Annotated in this window: 13 protein-coding genes; 12 read left to right on the forward strand and 1 reads right to left on the reverse strand. The window is 60.3% G+C overall.

All coding sequences use genetic code 11. From position 1 onward, the window contains the following. Positions 1 to 40 precede the first annotated feature (40 nt). The 9 genes from N805_RS12345 to N805_RS12385 all read left to right on the forward strand — a co-directional run bounded on the left by N805_RS12345 (position 41) and on the right by N805_RS12385 (position 10,063). Complete coding sequence (locus N805_RS12345) at positions 41 to 412, forward strand: phage GP46 family protein (protein WP_230685719.1); 372 nt, start codon at positions 41 to 43, stop codon at positions 410 to 412. After that, positions 412 to 1,488 (forward strand): baseplate J/gp47 family protein, encoded by a 1,077-nt coding sequence (locus tag N805_RS12350; RefSeq protein ID WP_026034402.1) that lies wholly within the window; start codon positions 412 to 414, stop codon positions 1,486 to 1,488. Before N805_RS12345 ends, N805_RS12350 begins: the two co-directional genes overlap by 1 nt. Next, positions 1,485 to 2,090 (forward strand): putative phage tail protein, encoded by a 606-nt coding sequence (locus N805_RS12355; RefSeq protein ID WP_019470908.1) that lies wholly within the window; start codon positions 1,485 to 1,487, stop codon positions 2,088 to 2,090. The genes N805_RS12350 and N805_RS12355 overlap by 4 nt, the downstream gene beginning before the upstream one ends. Further along, on the forward strand, positions 2,083 to 4,107 hold the full coding sequence (locus tag N805_RS12360; RefSeq protein ID WP_019470907.1) for a sialate O-acetylesterase: 2,025 nt from the start codon (positions 2,083 to 2,085) through the stop codon (positions 4,105 to 4,107). The genes N805_RS12355 and N805_RS12360 overlap by 8 nt, the downstream gene beginning before the upstream one ends. A 14-nt stretch (positions 4,108 to 4,121) precedes the next feature. Beyond that, positions 4,122 to 4,871 (forward strand): hypothetical protein, encoded by a 750-nt coding sequence (locus tag N805_RS12365; RefSeq protein WP_019470906.1) that lies wholly within the window; start codon positions 4,122 to 4,124, stop codon positions 4,869 to 4,871. A gap of 74 nt (positions 4,872 to 4,945) precedes the next feature. Continuing rightward, positions 4,946 to 5,887, forward strand: a complete 942-nt coding sequence (locus tag N805_RS12370; protein ID WP_019470905.1) for a phage baseplate protein — start codon at positions 4,946 to 4,948, stop codon at positions 5,885 to 5,887. A 172-nt stretch (positions 5,888 to 6,059) separates the two neighbouring features. Beyond that, positions 6,060 to 6,566 carry a sigma-70 family RNA polymerase sigma factor gene (locus N805_RS12375; RefSeq protein ID WP_019470904.1) on the forward strand — a complete coding sequence of 169 codons (507 nt, stop codon included), beginning with the start codon at positions 6,060 to 6,062 and terminating at the stop codon, positions 6,564 to 6,566. Continuing rightward, entirely contained in the window at positions 6,563 to 7,537 is a 975-nt protein-coding gene (locus N805_RS12380) for a FecR family protein (RefSeq protein WP_019470903.1), read from the forward strand. The genes N805_RS12375 and N805_RS12380 overlap by 4 nt, the downstream gene beginning before the upstream one ends. Before the next feature lie 93 nt (positions 7,538 to 7,630). Beyond that, complete coding sequence (locus tag N805_RS12385; protein WP_019470902.1) at positions 7,631 to 10,063, forward strand: TonB-dependent siderophore receptor; 2,433 nt, start codon at positions 7,631 to 7,633, stop codon at positions 10,061 to 10,063. Positions 10,064 to 10,070: 7 nt separating this feature from the next. Here N805_RS12385 and thpR read toward each other — a convergent pair whose 3' ends face one another. Further along, on the reverse strand, positions 10,071 to 10,616 hold the full coding sequence (gene thpR / locus N805_RS12390; protein ID WP_019470901.1) for an RNA 2',3'-cyclic phosphodiesterase: 546 nt from the start codon (positions 10,614 to 10,616) through the stop codon (positions 10,071 to 10,073). Between the two features lie 158 nt (positions 10,617 to 10,774). Here thpR and lpxO point away from each other — a divergent pair, with 158 nt between their 5' ends. From lpxO to N805_RS12405, 3 genes are all read left to right on the forward strand, one after another. Beyond that, positions 10,775 to 11,674 carry a lipid A hydroxylase LpxO gene (gene lpxO / locus N805_RS12395; protein WP_019470900.1) on the forward strand — a complete coding sequence of 300 codons (900 nt, stop codon included), beginning with the start codon at positions 10,775 to 10,777 and terminating at the stop codon, positions 11,672 to 11,674. A 246-nt stretch (positions 11,675 to 11,920) separates the two neighbouring features. After that, on the forward strand, positions 11,921 to 12,265 hold the full coding sequence (locus N805_RS12400; RefSeq protein WP_019470899.1) for a carboxymuconolactone decarboxylase family protein: 345 nt from the start codon (positions 11,921 to 11,923) through the stop codon (positions 12,263 to 12,265). Between the two features lie 78 nt (positions 12,266 to 12,343). Beyond that, positions 12,344 to 12,913 carry a GNAT family N-acetyltransferase gene (locus tag N805_RS12405; RefSeq protein ID WP_019470898.1) on the forward strand — a complete coding sequence of 190 codons (570 nt, stop codon included), beginning with the start codon at positions 12,344 to 12,346 and terminating at the stop codon, positions 12,911 to 12,913. The last annotated feature ends 117 nt before the right edge of the window (positions 12,914 to 13,030 follow it).

The following is a 13,030-nucleotide window of genomic DNA, read 5'->3' on the forward strand; positions in this document are numbered from 1 at the left end:
ATGCAAGAACCTGTAATGGGCCGGAAATACCGAAGTCCGCGTGCGCGAGGCAACCTGCCTCTCTATGGACGCAAGCATAAACCCCACTACAGGCGACTTGGATGGCCAGCGGATTACGACGCTGGCCACTGCCGTCTACCTCCGTTTGATGACTCCGCTCGGCAGCTACTGGGCCGATCCGACGCTGGGCTCACGGCTGCACGAGCTGAAGCGCGAGAAGGACAAGTCGCGGGTAGGCTCGCTCGCTATTCAGTACGCCCAGCAAGCCCTCAAAGGCCTGATTGACGACGGCCGTGCGACTTCGGTGGAGGTGACTGCTGAGCAACCTCACAACGGCTGGCTGAGGCTCCTGGTTGAGGTGTATGCCCCGGCCGGCCGCCAGACTTTCGAGCACTTGGTGAGTGTGATCTGATGCCATACGAAGCCCCCCCATTTGATGCAATCCGTTCGCGGATGCTGCGGGACATTCGTTCCCAGTTGCCTGACGCTGATATCACGTCTGACAGCGATAACCACGTCCGGGCCAGCTCGGTGTCCGCCATTGCCGAAGGCATTCACCAGCAGGCCGCCTGGACGGCGCGTCAAATCTTCCCTGACAGCGCTGATTTCGAAGAGCTCAAGCGGCATGCTGCGACACGCGATGTCTACCAAAAGTCGGCTACCTCTTCTGGTAGCGAGCTGACCGTAGCCGGATCACCAACTGCTGAGGTTTTGGCTGGCCTCCAAGTCAGGCATACAGCCACAGGTCAGGTATTCACCACCACATCAACGGTGATCATTCCCTTAGCAGGGGTCATCAGCGTGCCTGTGGCATCCGTGGAGACCGGATCTGCCCTTAACGGCCTTGAGGGCGCCTGTACGTTCATCAGTCCGCCGCTCAATGTCGACAGCGCTTGCGTACTGGCCGAAACCGTCGGCGGCACCGATGACGAAAGCCCCGAGAGCCTTCTGGCTCGTCTCCTGGACGTGATGCGCAATCCCCCAAGCGGCGGGAATGTTGCCGACTATCGACGCTGGGCTATGTCGGTCAATGGCGTTTCGACAGCCTTGATTCTGCCGAAACGCCGGGGCGGCAATGCTATCGACGTAGTGATCACCTCGTCGGGCGGGGCATCGTCCGAGGCTGTCATAGCGGCATGCCAAACCTATATCGAAGGCGTTGCGCCGGCCGGGGCCGACATCTGGGTATTCACACCCGCAATCGTAGAAGTGCACCTAAGTGCGAAGGTTAAACCTGCTCCAAGTTACACCTTGGAGGCCCTGCAAGAGCCGATTGAGGACGCCTGCAAACAGGCTATTGCTCCAGTGGTTCCGCTGGAGACGCTTTACCTCATCCGCCTGACTGCGGCAATCAGCGCGCTTGGCGGTGTTATCGACCTCAAGATCCTGTCGCCTGTCGGCAACGTTGTAACTGACGCTGATCCGCTTTTGGTCAAGTGGGCTCGGTTCGGCTCGGTCGAACTTCAATTACTGGAGGACGCCGCATGACGGACAAGGTATTTGAACAACTGCAATCCTTACTTCCTCCGGTTTCTTACGATCCCAACGGGAAACTACTGTCTGCCCAAATGACTGCCGAGGCGAATGCTCTGCAAGGGGCGCTTGAGCAACTTGAGGGGGTTGAGGCGGCGATATTCCCTGAATCTGCTGGCTCCTACATATCCGATTGGGAGCGCGTCTACGGAATCACCCCTGCACCTGGTGCGACGCAAGAGCAGCGCGTTCAAGCGGTTCTTGCGGCCATGAGCGATATGGGGGGTCAATCCATTCCATATTTCGTTCGTCTCGCCTCGCTGTTTGGGGTGCCTGTGGATATTGAAACTTTCCGCGTTCCGGTCGCTGGCGGGCTGAGCACCGGAGCCCCGATGTATTCGGGTGACTGGCCCTATACGTGGCGTGTGAATGCTCCGCTTGGCAACTACTTCAACACGCCCATGGAACAGCGGATTACTGAGCGCCGGCCAGCCAACACTGAGGTGGTGTTTGGCTATGGGAAAGAAGTGGTCGCCCAGGTGGCTGCAGCGGTGGATCAAATTTTCGGCACCATTAATTACGTAACCCCATCTAGTTTGAGTGACAACAATGTCTGACCTTGAATCGCTGAAGGCATATGCCGGTGACTTGTCGGCAGCCGCCTCGAAGTCTACCGCTGCCGCGGCGCAGCAGCACAAGTACATCAATGGCGATGACCAGACCGACGTAAATACCGAGTCTGGGCCAGTGCCTACCTTGGCAAAACAGGCGCGGTTGTACAGTGAAGCTATTCCCGATGCAGTTGGGCAACTCAGTGCTCAAATGGCTGACGGGAAGATTCACAACACCGAAGAAGAGGGCCGACTGGCGGTCGCTGATGGCGTGTACTTCTACGTGAAGAGCACTAATCCAGCGTCAATCAGCCGGTCACTGTACCGACGCTTGAGTGCTACCAGCTCGATTCACATCGTTGATGATCCAAGCGCTGCGTTCGTTAACGCACTGGATGGCCGCCTAGTCACAGCAGAGTCGTCCGTATCTGGAGTTAAGGAATTGATTTCCAGCGCAGGTGACGACGCCATTAATCCCTTCGAAATGGTGGATAATCTCAAGTTTATTTTGATGCAGATGCTGGTTGACGGGACGTTCGACCTTCCGGCATGCCAGATCAAAACCGTTGGTGATGGTCTGGAGTTATCCGACTCCAATAATTTCTTGTTCGCTCGGGTTGGCCTGGGTGAGAGCAATATCAACGGTCTAGTGCCTCAAGCCATTCCTGTTCCGGGCATGGAGTGGTGTGATCAAAATAACTTCATCTTGGCTCGGATCGGTGGTGACAAGACCTATTTCGGCCTGCCGGTAGAGGGTGGTCAGCAGTTAGTGCCTACCCCTATGGCGGTCGAGATTAATCGCCAAGTGAGGACGGGCTACATTCAAGTTTTGAACTACGGGCAATCTCTATCTGATGGTCAAAACGCTAAACCATCAGTCTCGACTGTCCAAGAGTATGGAAACTTGATGCTCGCTGGTGGTGTGAACGTCCGACCAGGTGAGCCAGGCTATGTGGCCAACAGACTGGTGCCTCTTGTCGAAAAGGACAATGGCGCTCGGGGCGAAACACCGGTTTCCGGACTTTGCAATGGTTTGGTTCGCCGCGCTACAGCGGATGGTGAGCTTATAGCCGACTGGACAATTGTTGGCACGGCATGCGGCCGTGGTGGAAAGTCGGTAGAGGAACTATCGCCAGCACCCTTGGGTGAGGGCTATTATGAAAAAATGATTCAGATGGTCAAAGACGTTAATGCGACGGCTCTGGCTGCTGGAAAAACCCATTCCGTGTGGGCCTACACTTGGGATCAGGGCGAAAGTAACTACACACTGGGTTCTACCAAGTCGGCGTATCAGTACACCCAGTACATGATGAACATTTTTGATCAGCTGACTCGCGAAGTAGTGGACATTACCGGGCAGAAGTTCCGCCCGTACCTATTCACTTATCAAGTGGCGGCGCATCGCAAGTACGATCTGGACCACATGAGTATCGCGCTGGCTCAATGGCGTCTCAGCCGTCAGCGAGAGGATGTGGTGATGGCGGTGCCCGCTTACATCCTCCCGACAGGCAGTGACTTGCTGCATCTGACTAACGAAGCGGCTTGGCTTCTCGGTGAGTATCGCAGTAGGGCGATGTACGAAACGATGATTCGCCGCTCAGGCAAGTGGCGTCCACTGGAGCCGGTTTCCGTAGACTGGCAATCGGATCACATCGACATCAAGTTTCATGTGCCTGGTGGTGATCTGGTGCTTGACGATAGTTTGGCGGCAATGGCTCCTAACTTCGGTTTCGACATTCGCGATGGCGCAGTGCTGAAAGAAGGTGCCATTGCCAATGTGGCTGTTATCGGTCGCGATACGGTCCGTCTCACCTTGGCCGAAGCAATAGGGCCGAACGGCGTTGTTAGTTACGCACGGGGGCGTCAGGGCGATCTCAAAGGCTCTGGCCCTGTGAGTGGTGCCCGAGGCAATTTGCGCGACACCCATGGACTGTTTGATACAGCTACTTCACCGCTTGGCAATACGTTTGCTCTGCATAACCCATGCGTCATGTTCCAGTACGACAGAAAGACTGGTTTCTAATTGAGGATCTATAAATGAGCGGCGTTCGTTTGGTTGCAAAAGGGATCGATGCGGAGCAATTCGCTTCTGAGTATTCGGCGCCTGTCCGACGTGGTCTGGAAGCGATTCACTTCCTGAACACTACTCCCGCAAAGGCTGCGAAGAACTACGCGCCAGGCAAGGACAAAGAGCAGGGCAAGATCGTCGGCGCTCCTGTGGCCTCGTCTGGTTTCCTAAGTTGCAAGGGTACAGTTGACTGCATTGAGACCGCCGTCGCCGAAACCGAGAATATGACTATCTTCGTCGCGGCTCGAACTGCGGTCGATGGCTCCGTTGCAGCGGATCGGCCGATGTTCTTCGGCAACTATCAAGGCTTCAATATCGACGGTGGAGTAGCGTGGGGTGTAAGCCTCTATCTTTCGGGTCTCAACCGCATCACTGGTACCGCAGGTTTTGGCGTTGACGCGGCGGACAATACCAACATCGTTTCCGGTGTAACCCGGACAGTTGCGAGTAAGTGGGGGCTTTATATGCTCCAGGTTAGCGCGGCCGGCACCACTATTCGTGACTTTACCACTGGCCTTTCCCAGACCATTGCCCCGGCAGGTCGACCTCGTCGCTTGGCATTAGGAAAAGTGCGAATCGGTAGCGGCCAAACCGGTCTGCTTGGTGCCTGTGACGTGGCCATCTTCCAGGCTCATAACGTGGTACTCACCGAGGCTGAGATTCAGGCGACGGTGGCCGATCACCGAGCGTATCTCGCCCGTCGCGGTATTGTCGTTTAAGCGCAACTCCATGCCGCTTGCTTTGCTCGACAAGAGGGAGGCAAGCGGCTTTGCGTTCTTACAGGAACAAGCTAATGGACAAAGTTTCCGCATTCACTGATCTATGCACGCCGAGCGGAGAATTCCGCTATGGCACTCAGGCTGGTGGGGTTCCGCCAACTCCGATCATGGCCGAGTACCTAAATCTCATCCAGGCCGAGCTGATCGCGGTCGTTCAGGGCGCAAGCATCGAGCTTGATGCTGAAGATCGCTCTCAGGTGCTACAGGCTATACAGCACCTCATTTCTCAGGCAGGCAGCGCCTTCGTAAAGCTGGCCGGTGATGAGCTTTCTGGTCTGTTAAAGGTCTCCGGTGGCATTCGTGCACCTAAAGGCTTGCCCTCTGGTGGTAATGCCAGTGTTCAGGGCTATTCGTTCGGCGCAGATGGCGACACTGGACTATTCACAGTTGGTGGGACAGGCTCCGACAGCTCGGACCTAGTCATGCTGGTTGATGGTGTTGAGCTGCTGCGCGTGAAGAAGAGCACCGGGTCTGTGGTATTGCCTGGTGGCTTGACGTTGAACGGCGACAAGACCACGTACAACACGGGCAACAAGGCAGAGATGCTGGCTGTGGTGTACCCGGTGGGCTCGGTCTACATGAACATGTCGAACAGCCAGAACCCGGCAGTCATCTTCGGCTTTGGTACCTGGGCACCGCTGGGGGCTGGGCGCGTGCTGTTGGGTGCAGGTAGTGGTACTGACAGCCGAGGTGAGGTGAAAGCCTTCACGGCGGGCTCAACAGGCGGTGAATACAGCCATCAGCTCACCGTAAGCGAGATTCCGGCGCACGCCCACACCACCCCTCAGGGTACGACCGTTCCGGCTTCTGGCGGCTCTTATCAGTACGCATCTGGCGATGACGTAACTACTTCCACCATGAGCAATCCCCCTCCCTCTGGTGAGATCGGTGGGGGGCAGGCTCACAACAACATGCAGCCGTACCTCGTCGCGTACATGTGGCAGCGGACCGCCTGAGATCTGATGCCAAAGAGCGCGCCAAGTCGCGCCGGGTGTCGAGTGCCAAAGAGCGCGCTCGGCGGTGCCAAATCCGGCGCGCGCCTACAGTTCTGCACGCACCCCATTGCAGGAAATCAGACGACCCGGCTACCATTGAGAACGATTCACACTCACAACCGGAAGCCAGGCGTTGGACAGCACATCCACCCGTAAACTGGGATTCTTCTTCAGCGACCACCATCGCTGGTTGCTCCAGCACATCCAGAAACGCCTGCGCAACCATGCCGACGCCGAGGACACTGCCGCCGAAACGTTCTGCCAGATGCTCGGCGCACGTGTCGACCCAGACAGCATCCAGCAGCCTCGCGCCTACCTCACCGTCATCGCCCGTCGGCTGATCTTCGACCGCCATCGCCGTCGCCAGCTCGAGCAGGCCTATCTGGAACACCTGGCGCGGCTGCCGGAGGCCGTAGCACCATCGGCCGAGGAGCAACTGCTGCTGATCGAAGCCCTGGTGAGCATCGATCAGGCGCTGGACGGCTTGCCGTCAGTCGTCAAAGCCACCTTCCTCTACAGCCAGCTCGACGGCATGCACTACGCCGACATCGCGGCAAAGCTGCAGATCAGCGAACGCTCTGTCAGCCGCTACATGAAACAGGCGCTGCGCCAATGTTACCTGTGCGAGGTGCAGGCATGAGCAGGCCTGCCCTGGACCGGGTCAGCGAGCAGGCCATCGACTGGATGGTCGAGCTCAGGGCCGCTGCGCCTGACCCGGCGCTGCTGCAACGGGTCAGGCTGTGGCTGCAGCAAGACCCCGCTCACCAACAGGCCTGGAACCGCCTGGAGCAACGCCTTGGCCATCCGTTCGCCGCGTTGCTCGCCCTGGATCAGCGGGCCCCTGGCCAAGCAGCAGAGGCACGCCGATTGCTGATGCAGCCTACTCGCTCACGGCGTGATGTACTTGGCGCCATGGCCAGTCTGGGGCTGTTCGGCGCGGCGCTGTGGGGTGGATGGCGCAGCGACACCACCCAAGGCTGGCTGGCCGATTTGCACACGGGCCGTGGCGAGCGGCGCAGCTTTACCTTGGCAGACGGCAGCCGCCTGAGCCTGAACAGCGCCAGTGCGGTCGACGTGCAGTTCGATGCCGGGCAGCGCCTTCTGGTGCTGCGTCACGGCGAGTTGCTGATCCAGGTTGCGCGCGATCCGCTGCGGCCCTTGCGCGTGCGCACCGCGCAGGGCCAAGTGCAGGCGTTGGGAACGCGGTTTCTGGTCAGCCAGGAGCAGGACGCCACACGTGTCGTGGTACTGCAGCACAGTGTCCGCGCCAGTCTCGCCGATGGGCAGTGGGCGGAGCTGCAGCAAGGGCAGGCTGCCCTGCTACGCAACAACACCATCGAGCGGCTGACAGGCGAGCAACAGCAACGTGCTGCATGGCTGGAGGGCCGCCTGGAAGTCCTCGACGCGCCGCTGCATGGGGTGATCGACGCGCTGCGCCCCTACCAGCGCGGCTACATCCGGCTCGCCCCCGCGGCACGCGACCTGCGGGTGCAAGGCGTATTTCCTCTGGACCAGCCACAGCAGGCGTTCAAGGCGTTGGCCGAGGCCCTTCCAATCAGCGTGGAGCGCTATGGCCCGTGGCTGATGTTGATCGACCTGAAAACGGTTTGATAAAAATATTTATCAAAATCATTCGCAATCGTGGCAAGTTTTCTTTGCTCGTCCCACATACCTCCTGACAGCCACTTCATTCGGGAGTAATCCGTGTACAACCCCTTGCCCCGCGCCCTGCCCCTGGTCGCTGCCCTGGCCAGCTTCAACGTGCTTGCCCAGGCGCAAACCCAAGTGTTCGACCTCCCACCCGCCAGCCTGGCGCACACGCTCAACCGTATCGCCAGCCAGAGCGGCCACATCATTGCGCTGGAGCCAGCATTGGTGCGCGGCAAGCAGGCACCTGCCGTGGTCGGCCAGATGAGTGCCGAGCAGGCCATGCAAGCTGCGCTGGCCGGTAGCGGCTTGCAGTTGCGGGTTTCCGCCGAGGGCCATTTCAGTGTGGCGCCCGGCAACCTGGGCAGCGACGTCATGGAGCTGGGCAGCACCAGCATCACCGACAACTATGTGGACGCAACCAGCGAAGGCACCGGGTCGTATGCCGCCCGCGCGGTGACCCTGGGCAAAGGCACGCATACCCTGAAGGAGATTCCCCAGTCGGTCACCGTCATCACCCGCAAACAACTGGATGACCAGGGCATCACCGACTTGCAGGACGCGCTTAACCACACCACGGGCATTGTCGGCGCGCAGGGCATTGGCCCTGGCGTGGTCGTGACCTCGCGTGGTTTTCAGATTGATGACTGGCAGTACGACGGCGTGCCGATTCCGCGAAACAACTATTCGCTGGGCAACTGGGCCACCCAGGACCTGGTGTTCTTCGACCGGGTGGAAGTGCTGCGCGGTGCTTCGGGCCTGTTGCAAGGCACCGGCAGCCCAGGTGGCGCAATCAACCTGGTGCGCAAGCGGGGCCAAACGGCGCCGACCGTTACGCTGACAGGCAAAGCTGGCTCCTGGGACCACTATGGCCTGCAGCTGGATGCAGGCGGCCCGCTGACGACTGACGGCCGTGTGCGCGGGCGGCTTGTCGCTGACGAAGACCAAAGCGACAGCTTCATCGACTATGTCTGGAGCAAAAGCCATTCGTTGTATGGCGCCCTGGACATCGACCTGAACGACGCGACCACGGTGGGGGGCGGTATCAGCTACAACCGCCAGCAGTCCCGGCCGATGCTGCGCGGCCTCCCACGCTACGCCAGTGGCAAACCGGTCGACCTGCCGCGTTCGACTTACACCGGCGCCCGCTGGAGCCGCGCAGAAACCGACGTCACCACGTACTACCTGGACCTTGAACACCGCTTCAACGATGACTGGACCTTCAAGGCCGCAGCCGTGCGCATGGATGAAACCAACACATCCACCCACCAGCGCGTGCAGAGCACCCGCCAGGGCGTTGCGCCTGACGGCAGCGGCATCACCTACGCCGACTGGCTCACCGATTTTCACTCGACCAAGCTGGGCCTGGACATGAACGTGGTGGGCCACTTCGATACCGGCCCACTGGCCCATGAAATCACCGTGGGCGGCAACTACTCGAAGCTGACCTCGGATGACGCCTACTGGCGCAATTTCGATGCCGGCGGCAACATCTTCGACATCGACCATGACCGCCCGGAACCCAGCCGCGACAGCGTCTTCGACGGCGAACTGGCACGTGCCAACAGGGCCAGCTACGACATCCGCCAGAAAGGCCTGTACGGCGCCTGGCGCGTCAAACCCACCCAGGACCTGACGTTGGTCCTTGGCTCGCGCGTTAGCTGGTTCGACTACAGCTGGGACTCGATCGACTTCGACAGCCTGACCGACCCCGGTACCCGCTACCCCACCAGCCGCATGACCGAAACGGGCCAAGTCACCCCTTATGCCGGCTTTATCTACGACTTGACCCGCGAATGGGCCTGGTACGCCAGCTACACCGACGTGTTCGTACCGCAAACCGAACGCGCCGTGGGCAATGCGCCACTCAAACCGGTGATCGGCAGCAACTACGAAACGGGCTTGAAGGGCGAACTGCTCGACGGCCGGGTCAATGCCTCGATCGCATTGTTCCGCTACGACCAGGAAAACCGCGCCGTCACCGACGTAGCCTCGGGCTTCGCTTGCGATGACTGGTACTGCTCCACCGCAGCGGGCAAGGTGCGCAGCCAAGGCGTTGAAGCCGAAATCAGCGGCGAAGTGCTGAGTGGCCTGCAACTGTTCGCAGGCTACACCTACAACACCACCAAGTTCCTCGATGACCCTGACGAGAAAGGCCGCACCTTCAGCCAGTGGACACCCAAGCACATGCTGCGTGCATGGGCCGATTACACCCTGCCCCTGAACGGCCAGCGCTGGAGCACCGGCCTGGGTTTCACCACCCAGAGCCACACCCTCGGCTACGAACGTACCTACACCGTGCCTGGCTATACCGTGTGGAGCGCACGCCTGGCGTACCAGCTAACCCCCGACGTGAACCTTGCCGTCAACGCCAACAACCTGTTCGACAAGAAGTACTGGGTTGCAGGCTTCAACCAGCTCAATGGCAGCAACAACTATGGCGAGCCACGCAACTTCATGCTGACGGTCAAGTACACCCCGCAACTCTGACCCCGGGTCAGTCTGCCAGCGGCCACTGCGCCAAGGGCCGGTAAGCGCCCTTGCGCGACTCGTAAAGCGTGAAGTGGCGCGCGGAGAGGTAGAACTCCGGCGCGCTGCTGGCCTCGGGTGGTTGCCCGCGGTAATCCCTGGACAGGGTCAAGTGTGGCCGATATTCACGGTTGGCCGCCTCCACCCCCAACGGCAACAGTGCCTGCTGCAAGCCGTACACCAGTTGCAACAGGGCTGGCGGTGTCTGCTGTGGCTCCAGTACCAGCGCGCCGGCCCGCTGCCACACCTGCAACCGGTCAAGCAACAGCCGCGGTGCCATGGCCGGCAGCGCCAGTTGATCGACTGCCGCACAGATCGCAGGCACCTGGGCGGTATCCACATCGCCGAGGAACAACAGCGTGACGTGGAAGTTGGCCGCCGGCACCGGTTTGCCGCTGCGCAGGCCCAGCCCACGCCGCCACTGGGCCAAGGCCCGGCGCTGGGCATCGCTGACCGGCAAGGCGAAAAACAGCCGTTTGAACGGGCTACCGCTGGGGCGTATATCCTGAACCATACCAACTCCATGACGTGAAACGTTTGCGCAAGACTGTAGGGCATTACACCAATGTTGCCGCGGCGTTTCGTAACAATAAGTACAAACTACCCCCATGATTGTTTATGCTGGCGGGCTTATGCCATGGCGCATGGCCATTTTTCGACAAGTAAACGTCCATGAAAATTGCACTCGTACTTATCTTCGCCCTCTCGATTGCCTACGTGCACCTGCGCGGTCGGGTTCGCCACAAGTTGACCCGCCAGCTGGGCGACCACTCCAGCTTCCTGGCCCCGATCAACAGTTTCCTGTACCTGTTTTCCAAGCTCCCGGCCAAGCCTTACTTGCCGGTCGAAGCCTTCCCCGAACTGAAGCCGCTGCAGGACCACTGGCAGGAAATCCGCGAGGAAGGCCGCCAGTTGCTGCACGTGGGCGAAATCAAGAAGTCCGACAATTACGATGACGTCGGTTTCAACTCGTTCTTCAAGACCGGCTGGAAGCGCTTCTACCTGAAGTGGTACGGCGAAAGCCACCCATCGGCGATGGCCCTGTGCCCCCGCACCACCGAGCTGCTGCAAGGCATCGGCACGGTCAAGGCCGCCATGTTCGCCACCCTGCCACCGGGCGCCAAGCTGGTGCGCCACCGTGACCCGTATGCCGGCTCGTACCGCTATCACCTGGGCCTGGACACGCCCAACGACGACGGTTGTTACATCGACGTGGACGGCGAGAAGTATTCCTGGCGCGATGGCGAGGGTGTGGTCTTCGACGAAACCTACATCCACTATGCGGCGAACACCACCGAGCACAACCGCATCATCCTGTTCTGTGACGTCGAGCGCCCGCTCAAGTACCGCTGGGCAACTGCGTTCAACCGCTGGTTCAGCCGCAATGTCATGGCCGCCGCCGCCGCGCCTAACGGTGACGGCGACAAGACCGGCGGTATCAACCGCTTGTTCACCCGCATCTACAAGATCCGTGAACGCGGCAAGGCGCTGAAAAAGCGCAACCGCATGCGCTACTACCTGGAAAAGTGGGCTGTGGTTGCGGCTCTGGTGCTGGTGTTCATCTACATCTGAATGCTCACCCAGTCCAACTTGTGGGCGCGGGCTTGCCCGCGAAGCAGACGACGCGGTGGATGGCACGGGCTTCGCCCGTGTTCGCGGGCACGCCCGCTCCCACAGTGATCGCGCAAAAGCCTAGCGTTTGAACAAGACTGTTGCTCCCACAAGTACTGCTGCCCACCCACCAAAGTACAAGCCTCGCTCTTGTCACTCTTCGACTAGCCTGAAAGCTCCACTCGCAACCACCACAAGGTGAAGACGATGAGCATGATGGACTGGGACGCCTACCGTAAGCAGTTGATGGCCGGCATCGGCGATCTCAAGCAACTCTCCCCCGACACCGTGGCCGGTTACATGACCGCCAGCGGTGCGGGAGCCAAGACCAACCACCTCGACGCCAAGACGCGTGAGTTGATCTCACTGGCCGTGGCCGTGACCACCCGTTGCGACGGCTGCATCGCCGTGCATTCCCAGCAGGCGGTCAAGCACGGTGCCAGCCGCGAGGAAATTGCCGAAGCCCTCGGCGTAGCGGTGGCGATGAACGCCGGTGCGGCGCTGGTGTACTCGGCGCGGGCCATGGATGCGGTAGGCAGCGCCAACGGCTAGGCACAAACGGCGTCGTCGCCCTTGCGCGACGGCGCCGCGCCCCACAGACTTGGCGGCCCAGCCCTTGCAGGAACCCGCATGATCCACATTCGCCCCATGACAGCCGAAGACTTCGAGCGCTTCTGGCCCACCTTCCAGGCCATTGTCCAGGCCCGTGAAACCTACGCCTACGACCCGGCCCTGAGCATCGATCAGGCCCGCCAGCTGTGGCTGGAGCTGCCATTGCACACGCTGCTGGCCGAAGAGGATGGCGAGCTGTTGGGTTCTTATTACCTGAAGGCCAATGCCGCCGGGCCTGGCGCGCACGTGGGCAATTGCGGCTACATGGTGTGCGAACAGGCACGTGGCCGAGGTGTGGCGCGCCTGATGTGCGAGCACTCGCAGAAGCTGGCACGCCAAGAGGGCTTTCTGGCCCTGCAATTCAACTCGGTGGTGGCCAGCAATGAGGTTGCGGTAGCACTGTGGCACACGCTGGGCTTTGAAACGGTAGGCCGCCTGCCCAAGGCTTACCGCCATGCCCGCCTGGGGCTGGTGGACTGCCTGGTGATGTACAAGTGGCTGGCGGATGAGCCGGTGGTGGAGAAACCACCGCTGCTGATCGGGCGCAAGAACATCGAGGCGCGGGTGTCGCGGCGTCGCGGGCGCTGACCTTCTCTCGCAGGTTCGGCCCCTTCGCGGGCTTGCCCGCTCCCACAAGTACTGCGCAGTACCTAAAGGCTGTGCGGTCCCTGTGGGAGCGGGTTCACCCGCGAAGAGGCCGGGCCT

The organism is Pseudomonas putida S13.1.2, from assembly GCF_000498395.2.
Taxonomy (GTDB): Bacteria; Pseudomonadota; Gammaproteobacteria; order Pseudomonadales; family Pseudomonadaceae; genus Aquipseudomonas; species Aquipseudomonas putida_Q.

Bases quoted from the DNA above. Each gene is read 5' to 3' on its own strand.
- N805_RS12350 (WP_026034402.1), top strand. From the start codon at position 412: ATGCCATACGAAGCCCCCCCATTTGATGCAATCCGTTCGCGGATGCTG.
- N805_RS12355 (WP_019470908.1), top strand. From the start codon at position 1,485: ATGACGGACAAGGTATTTGAACAACTGCAATCCTTACTTCCTCCGGTT.
- N805_RS12360 (WP_019470907.1), top strand. From the start codon at position 2,083: ATGTCTGACCTTGAATCGCTGAAGGCATATGCCGGTGACTTGTCGGCA.
- N805_RS12365 (WP_019470906.1), top strand. From the start codon at position 4,122: ATGAGCGGCGTTCGTTTGGTTGCAAAAGGGATCGATGCGGAGCAATTC.
- N805_RS12370 (WP_019470905.1), top strand. From the start codon at position 4,946: ATGGACAAAGTTTCCGCATTCACTGATCTATGCACGCCGAGCGGAGAA.
- N805_RS12380 (WP_019470903.1), top strand. From the start codon at position 6,563: ATGAGCAGGCCTGCCCTGGACCGGGTCAGCGAGCAGGCCATCGACTGG.
- thpR (WP_019470901.1), bottom strand. From the start codon at position 10,616: ATGGTTCAGGATATACGCCCCAGCGGTAGCCCGTTCAAACGGCTGTTT.
- lpxO (WP_019470900.1), top strand. From the start codon at position 10,775: ATGAAAATTGCACTCGTACTTATCTTCGCCCTCTCGATTGCCTACGTG.
- N805_RS12400 (WP_019470899.1), top strand. From the start codon at position 11,921: ATGAGCATGATGGACTGGGACGCCTACCGTAAGCAGTTGATGGCCGGC.
- N805_RS12405 (WP_019470898.1), top strand. From the start codon at position 12,344: ATGATCCACATTCGCCCCATGACAGCCGAAGACTTCGAGCGCTTCTGG.